Raw genomic sequence first — 18,185 nt, 5'->3', positions numbered from 1 at the left:
ACTTCCGTCTGGATCGTTCTCGTTATTATGTGTTCTTTTTAATATTCAGTCCGGCAAGTATTGTTGATAAAACCTCTTTTATCAATCAATCAGCCGCAATCCTTGTACCGATTTTTTATCAATCACGCGGAACTGCCTAGCGCTCTTGAAAATAACAGGGGCGGAGACTGAAATCAGCCTCCGCCCCCTTACCGGTTCATTGAAACCGGACACAGTTGGCATTTATTGCCTCTGTGTAACAATTTTTAACGCTCCTGAAGAATCCGGAGCATCCGGCGCAGCGGCTCGGCAGCGCCCCACAGCAGCTGGTCACCCACGGTGAACGCGGAGATGTACTCCGGCCCCATGGACAGCTTGCGGATACGGCCGATGGGCACGCTCAGGGTGCCGGTGACCTTCGCCGGGGTGAGCTCCTCAATGGTCGCATCACGCTCATTGGGGATGACTTTCACCCAGTCGTTCGCCTTGGCCAGGATCGACTCGATTTCCGAAACCGACAGATCCTTCTTGAGCTTGATGGTCAGCGCCTGACTGTGGGAGCGCATGGCACCGATCCGCACACAGATACCGTCGATAGGAATCGGATTGGCGGAGCGACCGAGAATCTTGTTGGTCTCAACGCCGGCTTTCCACTCTTCCTTGCTCATGCCGTTATCGAGTTGCTTGTCGATGAACGGAATCAGACTGCCAGCGAGCGGAACCTGGAAGTGCTCGGTGGGAAAATCACCGGAGCGCATCGTTTCGGTAACCTTGCGGTCAATCTCCAGAATCGCGGAGGATGGATCCTCAAGCTCGCTCTTCACGCTCTTGTTGAGCTCGCCCATCTGATTGAGCAACTCACGCATGTTCTGGGCACCGGAGCCGGAAGCCGCCTGATAGGTCATGGGCGACACCCACTCGATCAGGTCCTGCTCCAGCAGGCCACCGAGGGCCAGCATCATCAGGCTGACAGTACAGTTGCCACCGATATAGTCTTTGACGCCTTTTTCAAGCGCGGCATCAATGACGTTCCGGTTCACCGGATCCAGCACGATCACGGAATGATCGGCCATCCGCAATGTGGATGCCGCATCAATCCAGTAGCCCTGCCAGCCAGCATCGCGCAACTTCTGATAAACCTCACCGGTGTAGTCGCCGCCCTGACAGGTAACGATCACATCCATGGTTTTCAGAATGTCGATGTCAAAGGCGTCCTGCAGAGGGGGTACGCCCTCCTTGCCCACATCGGGTGCAGGCTTACCCGCCTGGGATGTGGTAAAGAACACCGGCTCGATGTCTGCGAAATCGTTTTCTTCACGCATGCGCTGCATGAGGACAGAGCCCACCATGCCACGCCAACCTACAAGTCCAACTCGCTTCATGGGCGATCTTCAGACCTCGTTTTATGCCCGCCCGCTACCGTTATCGCTGGCAGGGACAGGGTGGATGATCCCGCGGCAACTGCATCCCGTTACCGTCGGGTCTCAAATTCTCGGATTGTTCAGCGGCTGATTATAACGCAGCGAGAACAGCCTCTCCCATTTCCCGGGTGGACACCTTGTTCGCACCCGCGGACATGATGTCCGCTGTTCGCAGCCCCTGATCGAGCACCTTGCTGACCGCAGCCTCGATCGCTTCGGCCGCTTTCTCTTCGTTCAGACTGTAACGAAGCATCATGGCGGCACTGAGAATCGTGGCCAGAGGATTTGCGACGCCTTTGCCGGCAATATCCGGTGCCGAACCATGGCAAGGCTCGTACATACCCTGCTTCCGGGAATTCAGGGAAGCCGAGGGCAACATGCCGATAGAACCCGTCAGCATAGCCGCTTCGTCCGAAAGAATATCACCAAACATGTTGCCAGTCACAATCACGTCGAACTGCTTGGGCGCCCGAACCAGCTGCATGGCGGCATTGTCCACGTACATGTGGGAAAGCTCGACATCCGGGTATTCCCGGCGCAGATCGTTCATGATTTCCCGCCACAGAACCGTGACTTCCAGCACATTGGCCTTGTCTACGGAGCACAGCTTTTTGCCCCGCTGTTGGGCCGCTTCAAAGGCAACGCGACCGATTCGGCGAATCTCGGATTCCTTGTAAGCATAGGTGTTATACCCCTGGCGCTCTCCGCTCTCAAGCTCCCGAACGCCTCGTGGCTGTCCAAAATAGATACCGCCAGTGAGCTCCCGCACGATCATGATGTCGAGGCCAGAGACCACTTCGGGCTTGAGGGAGGACGCTGAAGCCAGCTGCGGATACAGGATCGCCGGGCGCAGGTTGGCGAACAGCTCAAGGTTGGAGCGCAAGCCCAGCAGCCCCTTCTCCGGCCGCTTGGCCATGGGCAGACTGTCCCACTTCGGTCCACCGACCGCACCAAGCAGAATGGCGTCGGCGGCCTTCGCTTTCTCCAGGGTTTCGTCCGGAAGCGGCGTATCGGTGGCGTCGATGGCGGCGCCACCCACCAGTCCCGCCTCGAACGTGAGACCGAGACTGAACTGATCGTTAACCTTGTGAAGGACCTTTTCCGCTTCCGCGACAATTTCCGGACCGATGCCGTCGCCGGGAAGCATGAGGATTGTTCTGGACATGTTATTTCCTTGTTGAATTCCTTTATGTCGGATTACGCTGCGCTAATCCGACCTACTAGGGAGCTTGCGAACATTTCGGGATCGTAGGTCGGATTAGCGCAGCGTAATCCGACACCAAAGTCAGCTGCCGGCGCCAAACAACCAGGGAGCGGTCTTGCGACGGCTCTCCTCGTAAGATCTGATAGCATCCGCGTCTTCCAGCGTGACGCCAATATCGTCCAGACCGTTCAACAGACAATGCCGGCGGAAGTCGTCCACTTCGAACGTGAAAGTCTCACCGGTGGGGGTCGTGACGGTCCTGGCCTCCAGATCCACCGACAGCTGATAGCCCTCGCTCTGGTCTACTTCCTCGAACAAACGATCTACAACTTCCTCAGGGAGAACAATAGGTAACAGACCGTTCTTGAAGCAGTTATTGTAGAAAATATCGGCAAAGCTCGGGGCAATGATCACCCGAAAACCGAAGTCTTCAAGCGCCCAGGGCGCGTGCTCGCGACTGGACCCACAACCAAAGTTGCGACGGGCCAGCAGCACGCTGGCGTTCTTGTAGCGATCCTGGTTGAGCACGAAATCCGGATTGAGGGGCCGGGTGGAACAATCCTGATCCGGCTTGCCTTCGTCGAGGTACCGCAATTCATCAAACAGGTTCGGGCCAAAGCCCGTGCGCTTGATGGATTTGAGGAATTGCTTGGGAATGATCATGTCCGTATCCACATTGGAACGGTCCATGGGGGCAACAATACCCTGGTGTTGCGTAAATGCGCGCATGGTTCTCTCCTGTGGATCAGTGCATCAGCTCACGAACATCAACAAAATGGCCGGTAACCGCGGCCGCAGCGGCCATGGCCGGGCTCACCAGATGCGTCCGCCCGCCAAAGCCCTGACGGCCCTCAAAGTTCCGGTTCGAGGTGGAGGCACAATGCTCTCCCTGCCCCAGCTTGTCGGCGTTCATGGCCAGGCACATGGAACAGCCCGGGTCGCGCCACTCAAGACCGGCCTCGATAAAGATCTTGTCCAGCCCTTCCTGCTCGGCCTGGGCCTTCACCAGACCCGAACCCGGTACCACCATCGCCTGCTTCAGGCTCGGTGATACCTTGCGGCCTTTCACCACCGCCGCCGCCTCGCGCAAATCCTCAATCCGGCTGTTGGTGCAGGAGCCGATGAATACGCGGTCCAGCTTGATCTCAGTGATCGGCATATTCGGCTTCAGACCCATGTATTTAAGGGCACGGACAATGCCTTCACGCTTGATCGGGTCGGCTTCCTGCTCCGGGTCCGGCACATTGCCATCAACACCGGCGACCATCTCGGGCGAGGTGCCCCAGCTGACCTGCGGTTTGATCTCGGAGCCTTCCAGCTCCACCACTTTGTCAAACTCGGCGTCATCATCACTGCGCAGCGTGCGCCAGTACTCAACCGCCGCATCCCACTGCTCACCCTTGGGGCCGAACGGGCGGTTACGGACGTACTCGATGGTGGTGTCGTCCACCGCCACCATACCTACCCGGGCGCCGGCCTCGATGGACATATTGCAGATGGTCATCCGCCCTTCCATGCTCAGGCCCTGAATGGCCTCGCCACCAAACTCAATGGCGTAACCGGTACCACCGGCGGTGCCGATCTTGCCGATGATGGCCAGCACCACATCCTTGCCAGTGACACCCGGCCCGAGCTTGCCGTTCACCTTCACCAGCATGTTCTTCATTTTCTTCTGCACCAGGCACTGGGTGGCGAGCACGTGCTCCACCTCGCTGGTGCCAATACCATGAGCCAGACAGCCGAAAGCGCCGTGGGTGGAGGTATGGGAGTCACCACAGACGATGCTCATACCCGGCAAGGTGGCACCCTGCTCTGGCCCAATCACATGCACAATGCCCTGGCGCTGGTCCTTGATCTTGAACTCCAGAATCCCGAACTCGTCGCAGTTCTTGTCCAGGGTTTCCACCTGGATCCGGGACACCGGATCAACAATGCCTTCCACGCCACGTTCGCGATCGGTGGTCGGCACGTTATGGTCTGGCGTGGCAATGTTGGCATCAATACGCCACGGCTTCCGGCCGGCAAGACGCAGGCCCTCAAACGCCTGAGGCGAGGTCACTTCGTGCAGCAGGTGACGGTCGATGTAGATCAGCGCGGAGCCATCGTCCCGCTGTTTGACCAGATGGTCGTCCCACAATTTGTCGTATAAGGTTTTGCCCGCCATGGTTCTCTCTCACTCTCTGGGGGTTTCTGGTTCGTGCGTTACGTTAGTCTAATATTAACGCCGGGCCACGAATAACCGCAATTCATGTTTTTTATTCATCGCATTCCATCCGGTTATTACATATCCTTGGGAGCAGGTCGCATGGAGGGATCAACCGCCCAAAACACGCCCGTAAATACATCCCTGTAGGGCTCGGTCGCGCCATCCCTGGCGCTCCACGGTTTTGGGCGGTTGATCCCTCCACGCTCCTCCAGATCGGGGGTAACCCGACAATCCATGGGGAGCGGGATGGGAGAGCGTTTTCAAAACTGTAGAGGGCCAGGGATGGCCCGATTCAAGCCCACACGGACGTGCTTGTCGGCGTGTTTTGAAAACGCTCTCCCATCCCGGGACCTTCATCATTGTTCAATGCCGGTACCCAAGTTATGGATTCGAACGCGTTAAAAGCCTTTCTGACAATCGTCGACCAGGGCTCCTTCTCGGAGGCGGCCGAAACTCTGCACCTGACGCAGCCGGCCATTTCCAAACGCCTGGCCGCCCTGGAAAACCAGCTCGGCACCACTCTGATCGACCGCAGCCACCGCCAGATACGGCTCACCGACGCCGGCAGCCGGCTGCTGCCGCATGCCCGCAAGATACTGGATGAAATCCACAACGCCCGGGTCGCCCTCTCCCCGGACTCCGGTGAGGTAGAAGGCGAACTGCAGATCATCGCCAGCCACCATATCGGCCTGCACCACCTGCCCAACTGGTTACGGCGGTTCAAACGGGTATACCCGCAGGTATCGATCAACCTGCAGTTCATGGAGTCGGATGCGGCTTACGAGCAGATGCGCAAACGCAATGCCGAACTTGCTTTCGTCACCCTGAGCGACAGCATGGAGCCGAGCTTTCAGGTCTTTGCCCAGTGGCCGGACGACATGGTGTTTGTGGCCGGCGCGGAGCATCCGCTGTCCCAGCTGGCCCAGCCAACGCTGGCCGACCTTGCCGGGCATCCGGCGCTGCTCCCAGATACAAGCACGGCCACTTATCGCGTCGTCAGTCGGCTATTCCTTGAGGCCAATCTGCCGCTGAATCCGCAAATGCCCACGAACTACCTCGAAACCATCAAGATGATGACCAGCGTGGGCCTCGGGTGGAGTGTGCTGCCCACTCGCATGCTCGACGCCAGTCTGCGGGTTCTGGACATTGGAACGCCGGTATCACGGGTATTGGGAGGCATAGGCCTGGCTGGCAGGCAGTTGAGCAACGCATCGAGAGCCCTGCTTGAGATCGTGCAGCAGGAAGAAAGCGCCTGACGTTCAGTTCTGGATCGGAACCGGTGGCGGCCGCAGGCCCCGCCAGGTAATCACAATAGCGATCAGCATGGCCGCGGCCCCGCCCCAGAACGCGGCGGACGTGTCAAACCCATCCACGAGGAAACCGGACAACCAGGCGCCGATAGCGCCGCCAGCACCGAAGGTCAGCCCGCTGTAAAGCGCCTGGCCCTGGCCATGGTGATGCTGCCCGAAAAAGCCCTGGATGTACTGAACGGACAACGCGTGCAGGGCCCCGTAGGACGCAGCATGGAGCAGTTGCGCAAACAACAGCACAACCACCACATCCGTAACCTCGGCGATCAGGATCCAGCGGATCATGGTGAGGGTCAGCGCCCCGATGGCGATCTGCCGAACGGTAAAGTTCCGGGTCAGTCGGTGCATCACCAGGAACAATGCAATTTCAGCAAACACCCCCAGGGACCAGAGCAGACCAATGGACAACTTGCCATAGCCGTGCTGTGCCAGATGGATACTGAAGAAGGTGTAGTAGGCACCGTGCGAGACCTGAAGAAGGAAGTTCATCAGGAAGAATGTCACCACCGCCGGGTGGGTCACGATGGCTTTCAGGCTGCCTTTCGGCGCGGGCGGCTTGCGCTCTCCCCGCTCCGAAGGAACCAGAAACGCCGATACCGCAATGCCGGCAAACACCGGGAGCAGCAACCACGGCAGCGACTGAATAGGCATCAACTCCAACAGGCCACCCACCAGAGCCACCGCGCCAATAAAGCCCACCGAGCCCCAGAGCCGCACGCGGCCATACTTCTCTTTCTGGGTGCCCAAAGTTCGAAGCGTAATCACTTCATAAAGGGGCAGGATGGCGTTCCAGAAAAACGTGAACGCCAGCATAACCAGCAACAAACCGTAGAAACCCGGCTCCAGAAACACCCCGGCAAAAAACAGCGACCCGGTAATGGCGCCAAATCGCACCAGCCGCACCCGCTGCCCGGTTCTGTCCCCGAGCCAACCCCAGACACTGGGCGCAACGATCTTGGTGAGCTGGATGGTCGCCATGAGCGTGGCGATCTGGAGATAGGAAAAACCCTGGCCCTCAAGATAGAGAGACCAATATGGGAGGAGCCCGCCAAGTAGAGCGAAGAACCAGAAATAGAGGTTAGAGAGTCGAAAGTAAATAGCGAAACCCCTGTCAGCCTACCCCGGATGCCCGGTGGCTTTGGTGGGATCGATTGCCCAAAAATGTGGAGCGCCAAGGATGGCGCGACCAAGCCCTACATGGACGTATTCACGGGCGTTTTTTGGGCAATCAATCCCACCGAAGCCGCTTCTCCAAATCCAGCGGTCAAAGCTGCCCAATCACCGGCGTAGAAACCGAAACATCCGCATTCTGGCCCCGATGCCGCAGGTAATGATCCATCAACACGATGGCCATCATGGCCTCGGCGATCGGCGTAGCGCGAATCCCAACGCACGGGTCATGGCGACCGGTCGTGATCACCTCGCAGGGATCGCCGTTCACATCGATGCTGCGCCCGGGAAGCCGCAGGCTGGAAGTCGGCTTCAGGGCAATGCTCGCCACAATCGGCTGCCCCGAGGAAATTCCGCCCAGCACACCACCGGCGTTGTTGGACAGAAAGCCCTCCGGCGTCATCTCGTCACGGTGCTCAGTGCCCTTCTGCTCTACGCAGTCAAACCCGGCGCCAATCTCCACGCCCTTCACCGCATTGATGCTCATCAGCGCATGGGCAAGATCCGCATCCAGGCGATCAAAAATCGGCTCGCCAAGCCCCGGTGGCACACCGTCTGCCACCACATTGATGCGAGCACCGATGGAATCGCCTTCCTTTCGGAGGGCATCCATGTAGGCTTCCATCTCCGGCACCTTGTCGGCGTCCGGGCAGAAGAACGGGTTCTGGTGCACCTGGTCCCAGTCCAGCTTCTCCGCCCGGATCGGCCCCAATTGTGACAGATAGCCCCGAATGCGGATGCCGAGGCGCTGCTCAAGGAACTTCCTCGCCACCGCCCCTGCCGCTACCCGCATGGCGGTTTCGCGCGCAGACGAACGGCCACCGCCACGGTAGTCCCGCACGCCGTACTTGTGCATGTAGGTGTAATCGGCGTGAGCGGGGCGGAACTGCTCGGCAATCTTGGAGTAGTCCTTGGAACGCTGGTCGGTATTCTCGATGATCAGACCAATCGGTGTCCCGGTCGTCTTGCCTTCGAATACCCCGGAGAGAATGCGCACCTCGTCCGCCTCGCGACGCTGGGTTGTGTGCCGCGAAGTACCGGGCTTTCGGCGATCAAGGTCGCGCTGCATGTCGGCTTCCGAGAGCTCAAGCCCCGGAGGACAGCCGTCGATGATACAGCCCAACGCGGCGCCGTGGCTCTCACCAAAGGTGGTTACGGTAAACAGTTTTCCGAAGGAATTTCCCGACATAATTCAGTATCTTGTTAAACAATTGTAAGAAACAGGATTAACGTGAAGCCAACCACTGCCGCAGCTCGGCTTCGCCAATCACGAAAACACCATCGCCGCCGTTCTCGAACTCCAGCCAGGTCAGCGGCAGATCCGGGTAGGCGTCATCAAGCGCCGCGCAGCTATTGCCGACCTCCACTACCAGCAAACCGCCAGGGGTCAGATGGTCAGCCGCTTCGGCAATAATTCGGTGCGCAATGTCCAGACCATCCTGCCCGGCTGCGAGGCCCAGTTCCGGTTCGTGCCTGTATTCGTCAGGCATATCCGCCAGGTCTTCAGCATCCACATACGGCGGGTTACTGACGATGACATCGAAACGTCCCTCAACCTTCTCGAACACGTCGGATTGGACGGTACTCACCCGGCCACGCAGACCGTGAAGGTCAATATTCGATTCCGCCACCTCCAGCGCATCCGCTGAAATATCCGAGAGCACCACTTCGGCATCAACAAACACCGACGCCGCCCCGATTCCGATGCAGCCGCTCCCGGTACACAAATCCAGAATCCGCTCAACAGGCCGGTCACCCAGCCAGGGCTGGAACCCATTCTCGATCAGCTCACCAATGGGTGAACGCGGTACCAGGACACGTTCGTCCACATGGAAAGGCATGCCCATGAACCAGGCCTCACCCAGCAGATACGCCAGGGGAACCCGTTCATTCACGCGACGATCAATGCGCTCAAGGATGGTATTCCGCTCTTCGCAGGTCAGCCTGGCATCCAGAAAAACGGTATTGTTCTCAAGCGGCAGATGCAGGCTGCGCATTACCAGTTGAACCGCCTCATCCCAGACGTTGTCGGTGCCGTGGCCAAAGAACAGCGGCGAGGCGGCGAAGCGGGAAGACGCGTAGCGAAGGTAATCCCGAACGCTGTGAAGGTCGTCGATGGGGCTGGTCACAAAGTCTGTCCTGTCCGTGAGCGTGTCAGCGCCGGATTATACGCTGTTTGGGGGCGACACTGCAGCCTTGAGACCCACCCGATGAGCAAGTTTGTCAGATCGCCAGTGGCCCGGAACTGTTGCGACTCTCTTCGAACCGGTCCAGTGCAACAGCCATGCGCTCCCGGCCGAGCTGAATCAACTCCGGTGCCTTGTGGTAGTCGTAGCTTCGACAGGCGTTCTTGGGAATATTCACCAGGAGATCCGGCGGATAACCGGCAATCTTGTACTGAACCAGCGCGCTTTGCATGGTCTCGATGGTCAGGTTCATGACGTCAAACTTGCCGATACCCAGCTTGTCCCAGTCAATGGTCTCGTGCTCTTCCTGGGTTTTCGGGTCCAACGACTTTCGCTCAACGTGCTTTTGCTGTTCTTTTTTACTGACCTCCCGGCTGAGCTTCTCTTCCGGGCTGTCATCGTTGCCGGCCTTGCGCGCACCGAGGGATTTCAATGTGTCCCAGTCAAACCAACGAGAAGCCTTCTCACGAATGGCATCCACCCATTCATCCATATCACCGCCTTCGTCATCGTTACTGCTGAAGGCCGCGTCCGGGATTCGACGGCGGCGGTCATCCTCGCCGCTGAGGTTGACGGCAACAATCAGGTCCGCGTGCGATGAAATGGTCGGAATAATCGGCAAGGGATTGAGCAAGGCGCCATCCACCAGCACACGTCCGTTGAGAACCAGTGGCGTAACCACACTCGGTATGGCCACCGAGGCCCGAATGGCCTGGTCCAGCGGCCCCTCCTGAAACCAGATTTCCTTGTGCGCCAGAAGATCGGTGGCCACCGCTGTGTAGGCGATGGGCAGGTTCTCGATGCGGGTGTCACCCAGCATTTCGCGCACCACGGAGAAAATCTTCTCGCCACGTATGGCGCCCACCGAATTAAAGGTCACATCGAGGAGTTTCAGTACGTCGAACTGGCCCAGCCCGGTCACCCAGTCCTTGTAGTCCTGCATCTTGCCAGCACCGAACATTCCGCCGATGAGTGCCCCCATGGAGCACCCGGAAATGGCCACGATGTCGTAGCCCCGCTCGACCAGAATCTCGATGGCGCCGATATGGGCATAGCCCCTGGCCCCGCCACTACCAAGGGTGAGCGCAACGGTTTTCCGGCGCTTCCCCGAAACAGCGCCCTGTTCGGAACTCGCCGGCGCCTGACTCGCAGAGATATCCGAACTTTTGAGCACCGTCGACGCGTGATCTCTGGGCTCGTCGTCCTGGGCCAAGTCACTTTTCTGCGGGTCGTCGTCCTGTGATCTACCCATTACCTTCACCCCGATACGACAATTAATTCCACCCGGTTGCCCTGGCGATCCGGGTCCTTGAATACCCCCGCCGGCCCCGGCACGATGATGGTCTGCTGGTTCCGGGGCACGCCGGTCTTGGTCAGCACCTCCGACAGGGATTCGGCGGCCATTCGGGCGCGCTCCCGCGCTTCGCTAAAGGATTCGTCGGTTTCAAGTTCAGAATAGCCTACCAGGACAACCACTGCTCCTTCCTGGGAGGCCAGATCCGACAACCGGCGCCGATCAGATCCGCGCCAGTCAAAACGGTAGGTGACGCCGCCTCGCCAGGGCACAATGATAGGGCCTTTGACCCGTTCATCCACCGTTCCCAGGCCGGGAATCGTCGCACCCGCTCCGACCCGAAGGTGCTCCACCCACACATACTCACGAAGGTTGCCGCGGGTAACCGTGTACACCAGGGTCAACCACCGGGCGCCATCCTCCGCGATAGAACCGGCTACCAGATAGTCCTGGGTATCGTCCCGACCAAGCAGCGTGCGCTGGCCAAAAATCTGATTGGCCCAGACGTTGCTGCGACCACAGCGGATGCCCGCGCAGTCAAACAGAACCTGGGCATTGCGCTCGTTCAGTACCCGCTGGTAGTGATCCCGTGCGCTTTCCCGGCTGGCGTCCCGCGACAGCTGATAGAGACGCCCCTCCCCCTCAACCGGCAACCGGGCAAGGCTTTCGGAGCGAATCTCATCGTTCACTTCCCTCACCGGGCTGAACAGGACAAGGTGCCCGGTGGACTGAATCTCCACGGTGTTTTCCAGCGTGGATTGGGCGAACGGGACTGGAAAATCCGCGAGCGAGGCGGAAACCAGGGACGGCATCGCCAATGGGACAAGAGCGAGAACGAGGCGGGCGTAAAGCGTTTTAATCAAAGGATGACTCACCTTCAAGAAAATGGACGACGGCATCAGCAACCGGAGCGGTGTCTCCGTCCAGATGACAGTGATGGCCGCCGCGTACCCGAGCGGTCTGAAGCCGTGCAATCGCATGGGCCCGGGCATCCAGGTCTTTTCTGTACGAAAGAAGTCCGGCATCGGCCCTGATAAACAGCGTCGGTGTCTCAATGGCCTCCAGGGTGGCCAACACCTGCTCCTCGGTCATCATCAGTGGCGAGGGGTGGCGCAGGCGCGGATCGGTCCGCCAAACGTAACCCCCTTCGACAGATGTCAGGTTGCGGGGACTCAGGGTCAATGCGGCCTCAGGACTCAGGGGGCTCAATCCACCCTCGCGGGCCCTTGCTGCAGCGGCCATATCCGGATAGACAGGCGGCTGCCCGGAGCCGGAAATGCGCTTCTTGATGGCCTTGCGCAGCTGCGGAACGGTTTCCGAGGCCGGCCGGCTGATGGCGCCGAGGCTGTCAATCATCACCAGTCGACGGGCGCGCTCCGGGAATGTGGCCGCGTACAGGGCGCACACGATACCACCGAGGGAATGGCCCACAAGGTTGACACAGCCATCCTCGGTTTCCTGGAAATAGCGTTCAACCAGCTCCGCCAGATCGGCGACATAATCCATCAGCAGATAACTTTGCCCGTCCGGGCGGTGGCCGGAGTGCCCGTGGCCGGCGAGATCGATGGCATGAACCGGCCCGATTCGCGCCACGTCCGGCGCCAGCCTGGCAAAACTCAGGCTGTTATCGAGCCAGCCATGGACAAGGAGCGTTGGTGTGTTGTCGTGAACACCCGGTTCACAGGGCCAACTCAGACCGGCCAGGGTGATATACCTGAGTTTCCACTCAGCCTCACGGCAAACTGGCGACCCCTCATCGGCCAATCCGGAAGCGCCCTCGCTGGCAACCGTAGAAAGCGGTGTTGCCGTGTCACTCATCGGCGGCTCCCTCACATGGTGTGTGTCGGGCGATCAGAGCTCAGCGAGCCTGCCAGGTAGGATTCAATTTTGGTCCGGGCCGTTTCGTCGTCGCCATTGAACTGCACGCCGATGCCAGCCGCACGATTGCCCTGCGCGCCCTTGGGCGTAATCCAGATCACCTTGCCGGCCACCGGAATTTTTTCCGGCTCATCCATCAGGTTGAGCAACAGGAACACCTCGTCGCCCAGCTGATACTGCTTCTGGGTGGGAATAAACAGGCCGCCCTGACGGATGTACGGCATATAGGCAGCGTACAGTACCGCCTTATCCTTGATGGTCAGGGTGAGAATGCCACTGCGCGCGCCAAAACCGGGCCCCATATCTGACACCTTTCTCCGGAATTATCATTAGGTTGGAAGGGATCCTGAACATCCCTTTCATCAGGCAATCATAGCAGCTGTTGCGTACAAAGGCGCAACCCTGTGCGTTGCCGGGCAGCGTCTACGCCGACCGCTTTGCCGGCATCAGGGCCTGCCAGGCCATCAATAGCCGGCTTGCCTCTAGCTCCGGGCTGGCGTTGTAGACACCGGCAGCCCTGGCGTCCCGCACCATCTCCAGCAGCTCGTGGGCTCGCCAGGCGGGCGTTGTCCTGGACAGAAAACCAATCATATCAGCGGAATCCGTATCCTTCGCAGTACCCCCGGCAATCATGCGGGCAAGGTCTGCAGCCCAGGTTTCGAACAACCAGAGCGTATCCTCAAGCCCCATGGCCTTGAACGCCCGGGCGGCTTCCCCGAGCGGAATGCGGGATTTCATGAATTCCTTGAAGCGTTCCAGCGCCTCGTCCCTGAGGCCGATAAAATCGCCAGTCGCATACTCGAGGGCCAGTCTCGGAGCATTACCGGCCAGCATCAGCGCCTTGGCAAGGGCGTCAGCGGCGGGCCGCTCGCCCTCAGGCATCTGCCCGACCTGGTTGACCAGCCACTGGTTGGCCTCCGCGTTGCCAGGCACCGGTATCGTGAGTGTCTGGCACCTTGAGCGAATAGTCGGCAGCAATGGTCGACCGCTCTCCTGCAGAAGAATCAGGGTAACGTCAGGCTGCGGCTCCTCAAGGGTCTTGAGCAGGGCGTTGGCGGCATTGATGTTCAACTGATCGCCCCGGTCGATTATGGCGACCTTGTGGTGTCCCACCTGGGGAGAAGCCACGGCGAACGCCGACAACGCCCTCACCTGGTCCACTTTGACCATGCGGGACTTTTCCGGCCCATAGACCCGTACGTCGGGATGGCTGGCTGCGCCGTACAGCTCACATTGTTTGCACCGGCCACAGGCCACGAGATTCCCGCTTTCCTGTCCTGAGGGGCGCTCGCACACCAGCAATCCAGCAACGGCATCAGCCCAGGCCCGCTTGCCGATGCCGCGCTCGCCGGAAACGATCAGCGCATGGGGCAGCCGGTCTTCGGCAACCCGGTTCTGCACGGTTTGCCAGGCTCTGGCCAGCCAGGGCATGTCTTGAACAATGTCGGTCACTGACTATTTCCGCGAAGTTGTTGCTGGTGAGTCGAAGACAAACCGCGACCACGACCTGTCGGTTTCTTTCGGGCGCCACGGCGGCGTAACTGACGCTTCATGGTCGCCAGTAAACGGCGCATGCGCTTCAGCTCCTGGCCGTCAGCCAGGTCCCTGTCCGCGCTATAGTAATGGCTGTTTACCATTCGGGCAAAAAGCCTGGCCGAGTCGGCCGCAGCCGGCTCGGCCCTCGCCAGTCGCGCCGCCAGCCCGGAAGGCGTTTCGCCGTGCCGGACCGGAACGCCAACGCGTTTACAGAGCTGGTGCCAGTTGTCGACCATCCTCCGGAACGCATCACGGCGCTCGCCCCTACGCAACTGCAGCGCGGAGACCAACCCGGCCACCAGCAGCCCCGCGCCCACGATGCCGGCGGTCAGATACCCGAGTTCCCGGATGCCAAAACCGCCAGGAAGCCGCGACATCAGATCCATCTGGCTCTGGCCCTGGTAGCCCACGACCCAGCGCTGCCACTGATAATTGATGCGGTCCAGCTGCAGGCTGGCCCACTGCACCAGCGCCACATCGGCATAACGCTGGGGCGAGGTCCAATTATTCTCCAGGAAGGATCCCTCTTCCGCCACGGCGTCCCGCAGGCCCGATTCGATACGATTCGGTGCAATGGCGGCGGTCGGGTCGATCCGGACCCACCCCCTGCCGGCAATAAACGCCTCCACCCAGGCATGGGCATCATATTGGCGAACAATGAGGTACTCGCCCCCGGCACCGGCTTCGCCTCCCTGGTAGCCAACCACGATTCGTGCGGGAATGCCGGCGGCCCGAAGCACGAAGGTTGTTGCACCAGCGTAGTGGGCACAGAATCCACGCCTCACATCAAACAGGAGCGCATCAATCCCGTTTTCCGGCATCGCCGGTGGCCGCAACGTGTAGAAATAGGGCTGCTGTCGGAACCGCTCCAGCAGATTCACCACAATGTCTTCGTCCGCCATCTCCCGACGCAGGTCTGCTGCCAGCGCCCTGGCCCGGGGATTGCCATCGGGCGGCAGCTGCAGATAGCGCCGGCGTTCCGTGGCACCCAGCTCCGTGGCTTCGTCCGGCTCCGACTGCAGGGCCAAACGGTAGCGCACCGGGCTGTCTGCAGGCCGGGGGAAGCGAAACAGATCGGCACTGGCTTCGTAGACGTTGTCGGACACCGCCTCGGAACCTTCCAGCGCAAACGCCCAGCGCTGGTCCGTTGGCTCCAGCAGCACATCGTATTCGCTAGCCTTGAGTTCTCCGACGCCACCGTCCACCGCAACCCGACCAAGAGGCCGGAAAGGTTCTCTCTGGCCTTGCCGCCAGGTTTCTCCATCGAGGTAGTCGAGAATAAGCCCCCGCCAGTAGCGGTCACGGTGTGGCGGAATCTCACCGCCGAAGGTCACACGGAAGGCACGCTCGCTGCTCTGGGCCAGATTGGATATGTCCCCGGGCCGCATGGAATCGCTGATACCGGTGCGCGCCTCGCCGGATACCAGTGGCACACTCCACAGCGGAGCCATCCTGGGGAAGAACACGAACAACAGCACAACAACCGGGAGCGTCTTCAGGAACAGCATGCCGAGCCGGCGCCAGCCCGAGGTCATACCGGCGGGCAGATCCGGGGCATTGAGTACCTGCAGACCCACCAGCAGAAAGGCAATACCGGTGAAATTCAGTAGCGCCCAGAGAATTTCCTGGTGGAACAGAAAATTCACTGTGGCCAGGTAGACCAGGATGAAGAAAAGCACATAGAAATCCCGCAGGGAGCGGGTTTCGAGCCACTTCAGGCCCACCGCCAGCACAAAAAACGAAGCCGCTGTGTCCACGGTAAATCGGCCCTGGACCGTGGCGAGGTAGACACCCACCAGCACCAGCATGATGGCCGTGCGCAGCCATCGCCCCGGCAACCTCACCCGTCCGGTCTGCGCCAGCCAGCGCCAGGCCGCCAATACCGCGCAGGCCGCCATCAGCCAGAGGGGCAACCGGTCCCACTGTGGCAATAACAGAAGCACAAAACTTCCAATCAACCAGAGCAATGCCCGGGACGGCAGCACCCTGGAATCCTCCGGCTCGGGAGCCGATCGTAACCCTGACAACAGTCTCAAACCTGCCCCTCCGTCATGGATGCCGATGATCCAAGGGATCGTTTCCGGCGGGTGCCATGGGCTTCCACCGTGGCATCGCGGGGACGCTCCTCCCCCCAGGTGGCCAACACCCGGAGGCATCGGGCTACGTGGGCTGAGCCCGAGTCCGGCTCGATCATCTGCCCGGGCAGGCTGAGCCCGAATCGGGCCCCGCTTTTACCACGTTCCGTGGCCAGAAAGGCGAGGTAACTCAAGCGCAACTCATGATCGACCCCCGGGTAAGCATTGAAATCCAGCCAGTGCGGACTGCCCTGCTCGCCCTCCCAGTCCGCTACCACCATCTGACCGGTCCGGGCGAACCGCTTCCACTGCACCCGCTGGCTCAGGTCGCCCTCCCGCCAGGGCCGGATATCGGCGTGATCATTGCCCTCGACAGACCGGGCCTGTTCAGACTCCTCGCCGTCATCCACCAGGCTCAGGCTGTCCGGCGCGGCAATGGGCCTCGGAAACACAACACCCGCGGAGACCGGCCGAAGCCAGGACCAGGCTTTTAACAGGCCAAAGGGAAATCGGGTTTCTACCCGAATGCGGTCGGGACGCAAGTAACCCCGATGCGCCGAGTGCACCGGCAAGACCAGATCTTCAGCCTGGCCGGAGCGCACGTGGATCGGCGTGTGCCGGGAGTCGTCGCAGGAGATAACCACAGCGACCGCATCGTCACGGCCCGCCTTGAGCCTGAGACGAAAAGGGATGTCATCGCCTGCAAACCCTTCTCCAGGCTGAATCAAGCTCAGTTCCAGGCCAGAGAGATTTCGGTGGGTCTGATGCATCGCACCCACGAAAACAGCGCCCAGCAGGAACGTGGTGAGATAAATGAGACTGTTCTGGTAATTGATGCCCGTGAGCAGCATGATCACCAGTAACAGACCGAACACCACCCCAGCGCCCGTGGGCAGGATAAAAATGGTCTTTTGACTGAACGTCTGCAGATCCGAGCGTGGAATGCGACGGTTTATCCAGCGTTGCCAACGTTGTCTGAAAAGGTTGTTCATAGTGTCCCTGAGGCCGCCACTGCCGGGAAAAGTTTCCGGCATCCCTTAAAAGATACCCCTGAATCAAAGATTCTGATCACACAAACGGGGTTTCCAGCTTGAATTCCTGTCCTACAAACCGAATACTCGATTATAGAGGGCGATAGTCCAACCACGAGGGCCAAACCATGAAACGCCACAATCTGCTTGCCACGGCCGTGGGTAGCATAACAGCCATCAGCGGCATGACCTTGTCTCTGCCAGCCGTGGGCGGCGTTCAGGCGCTCACGTCGGACGAAATGGTGGAGACTTACGTCAAGGACTCTGCGGTTATCGTGGTGCCTAAAGAAAAACGGAAACCCGAGGCCGACCGCCAGCGCATCATCCGCGCCCTGACCATATCCCCGGGCGAGCCCGTGCTTACCGAAGCCGAAGAGGAAGCCTACCGCGAAGCGCTCCAGCGTTACATAGAAGAAGGTAAATCCGACGCCCTGGAAAACGCCGAAGACGAATTCCTTCGCCGCGCCCTGCTGCTTCCCCAGGAAGAGCTGGCCCGAGCCCAGCCTCCGGCAGAATTTACGCCGACCATTCCGCCTCTGATTTTTGGCCAGCAGGCCCAGATTCCGGAGGAGCCGTTCACCCAGACCTTCCTGAATGACCAGCTGGGCATTGGCTTTGACGGGCAGAACCTGAATTTCAGCATCGGCAACCCGCCGGGCATCGATCAGATTCAGATTCCCGAGGCGATCAACGAGGGGCCGATTACACTTACCCCGCGGCCAGGTGGCGGGTTTGATCTCTCGATTGCAGTGCCGGATCAGTAAGTAGCGATTCTAAGGCGTCAGGAAGGGGCGGTCGCCGAGTGGTCGCCCCTTTTTTGTTGGCTGATTTTTTATCAGACATCGAGTAGGAGGGGGAGTTACCTCCCCCGTCCTCTCACACCACCGGGCATACG

Annotated in this window: 16 protein-coding genes; 2 read left to right on the top strand and 14 right to left on the bottom strand. The window is 59.9% G+C overall.

The genetic code is table 11. From position 1 onward, the window contains the following. Positions 1-245: 245 nt before the first annotated feature. The 4 genes from asd to leuC form a co-directional block, all read right to left on the bottom strand. Complete coding sequence (gene asd, locus ACFC20_RS10600) at positions 246-1,361, bottom strand: aspartate-semialdehyde dehydrogenase (protein WP_375192985.1); 1,116 nt, start codon at positions 1,359-1,361, stop codon at positions 246-248. Between the two features lie 130 nt (positions 1,362-1,491). Further along, positions 1,492-2,565: a 3-isopropylmalate dehydrogenase gene (leuB, locus tag ACFC20_RS10595; protein WP_375192984.1), complete on the bottom strand. Its 1,074-nt coding sequence runs from the start codon at positions 2,563-2,565 to the stop codon at positions 1,492-1,494. A 120-nt stretch (positions 2,566-2,685) separates the two neighbouring features. Then, positions 2,686-3,333, bottom strand: a complete 648-nt coding sequence (gene leuD / locus ACFC20_RS10590) for a 3-isopropylmalate dehydratase small subunit (RefSeq protein ID WP_375192983.1) — start codon at positions 3,331-3,333, stop codon at positions 2,686-2,688. A 16-nt stretch (positions 3,334-3,349) separates the two neighbouring features. Further along, entirely contained in the window at positions 3,350-4,768 is a 1,419-nt protein-coding gene (gene leuC, locus ACFC20_RS10585; protein ID WP_375192982.1) for a 3-isopropylmalate dehydratase large subunit, read from the bottom strand. Between the two features lie 425 nt (positions 4,769-5,193). Here leuC and ACFC20_RS10580 point away from each other — a divergent pair, with 425 nt between their 5' ends. Further along, entirely contained in the window at positions 5,194-6,066 is an 873-nt protein-coding gene (locus ACFC20_RS10580) for a LysR family transcriptional regulator (protein ID WP_375183130.1), read from the top strand. Between the two features lie 3 nt (positions 6,067-6,069). Here ACFC20_RS10580 and ACFC20_RS10575 read toward each other — a convergent pair whose 3' ends face one another. The 10 genes from ACFC20_RS10575 to ACFC20_RS10530 form a co-directional block, all read right to left on the bottom strand. Continuing rightward, complete coding sequence (locus ACFC20_RS10575) at positions 6,070-7,218, bottom strand: MFS transporter (RefSeq protein WP_375183134.1); 1,149 nt, start codon at positions 7,216-7,218, stop codon at positions 6,070-6,072. A gap of 166 nt (positions 7,219-7,384) precedes the next feature. Then, on the bottom strand, positions 7,385-8,479 hold the full coding sequence (gene aroC / locus ACFC20_RS10570; RefSeq protein WP_375192981.1) for a chorismate synthase: 1,095 nt from the start codon (positions 8,477-8,479) through the stop codon (positions 7,385-7,387). 37 nt (positions 8,480-8,516) lie between these two features. Next, on the bottom strand, positions 8,517-9,419 hold the full coding sequence (gene prmB, locus ACFC20_RS10565; protein WP_375183131.1) for a 50S ribosomal protein L3 N(5)-glutamine methyltransferase: 903 nt from the start codon (positions 9,417-9,419) through the stop codon (positions 8,517-8,519). Between the two features lie 94 nt (positions 9,420-9,513). After that, positions 9,514-10,728 (bottom strand): patatin-like phospholipase family protein, encoded by a 1,215-nt coding sequence (locus tag ACFC20_RS10560; protein ID WP_375183132.1) that lies wholly within the window; start codon positions 10,726-10,728, stop codon positions 9,514-9,516. Between the two features lie 5 nt (positions 10,729-10,733). Beyond that, the gene (locus ACFC20_RS10555) at positions 10,734-11,582 is read right to left on the bottom strand and encodes a DUF4892 domain-containing protein (RefSeq protein WP_375193029.1); all 849 of its coding nucleotides are present in this window, start codon (positions 11,580-11,582) and stop codon (positions 10,734-10,736) included. 43 nt (positions 11,583-11,625) lie between these two features. Next, complete coding sequence (locus ACFC20_RS10550) at positions 11,626-12,588, bottom strand: alpha/beta fold hydrolase (RefSeq protein ID WP_375192980.1); 963 nt, start codon at positions 12,586-12,588, stop codon at positions 11,626-11,628. A gap of 11 nt (positions 12,589-12,599) precedes the next feature. Beyond that, complete coding sequence (locus tag ACFC20_RS10545; protein ID WP_008171779.1) at positions 12,600-12,950, bottom strand: PilZ domain-containing protein; 351 nt, start codon at positions 12,948-12,950, stop codon at positions 12,600-12,602. 121 nt (positions 12,951-13,071) lie between these two features. Continuing rightward, entirely contained in the window at positions 13,072-14,100 is a 1,029-nt protein-coding gene (locus ACFC20_RS10540) for a DNA polymerase III subunit delta' (RefSeq protein ID WP_375192979.1), read from the bottom strand. Then, complete coding sequence (locus ACFC20_RS10535) at positions 14,097-16,220, bottom strand: DUF3488 and DUF4129 domain-containing transglutaminase family protein (RefSeq protein ID WP_375192978.1); 2,124 nt, start codon at positions 16,218-16,220, stop codon at positions 14,097-14,099. The genes ACFC20_RS10540 and ACFC20_RS10535 overlap by 4 nt, the downstream gene beginning before the upstream one ends. Next, positions 16,217-17,251 (bottom strand): DUF58 domain-containing protein, encoded by a 1,035-nt coding sequence (locus ACFC20_RS10530; protein WP_375192977.1) that lies wholly within the window; start codon positions 17,249-17,251, stop codon positions 16,217-16,219. Before ACFC20_RS10530 ends, ACFC20_RS10535 begins: the two co-directional genes overlap by 4 nt. 167 nt (positions 17,252-17,418) lie before the next feature. Here ACFC20_RS10530 and ACFC20_RS10525 point away from each other — a divergent pair, with 167 nt between their 5' ends. Continuing rightward, entirely contained in the window at positions 17,419-18,054 is a 636-nt protein-coding gene (locus ACFC20_RS10525; protein WP_091985557.1) for a hypothetical protein, read from the top strand. The last annotated feature ends 131 nt before the right edge of the window (positions 18,055-18,185 follow it).

Source organism: Marinobacter sp. (assembly GCF_041984545.1).
Classification (GTDB): domain Bacteria; phylum Pseudomonadota; class Gammaproteobacteria; order Pseudomonadales; family Oleiphilaceae; genus Marinobacter.
This window is presented reverse-complemented; position numbering and strand designations above follow the sequence as displayed.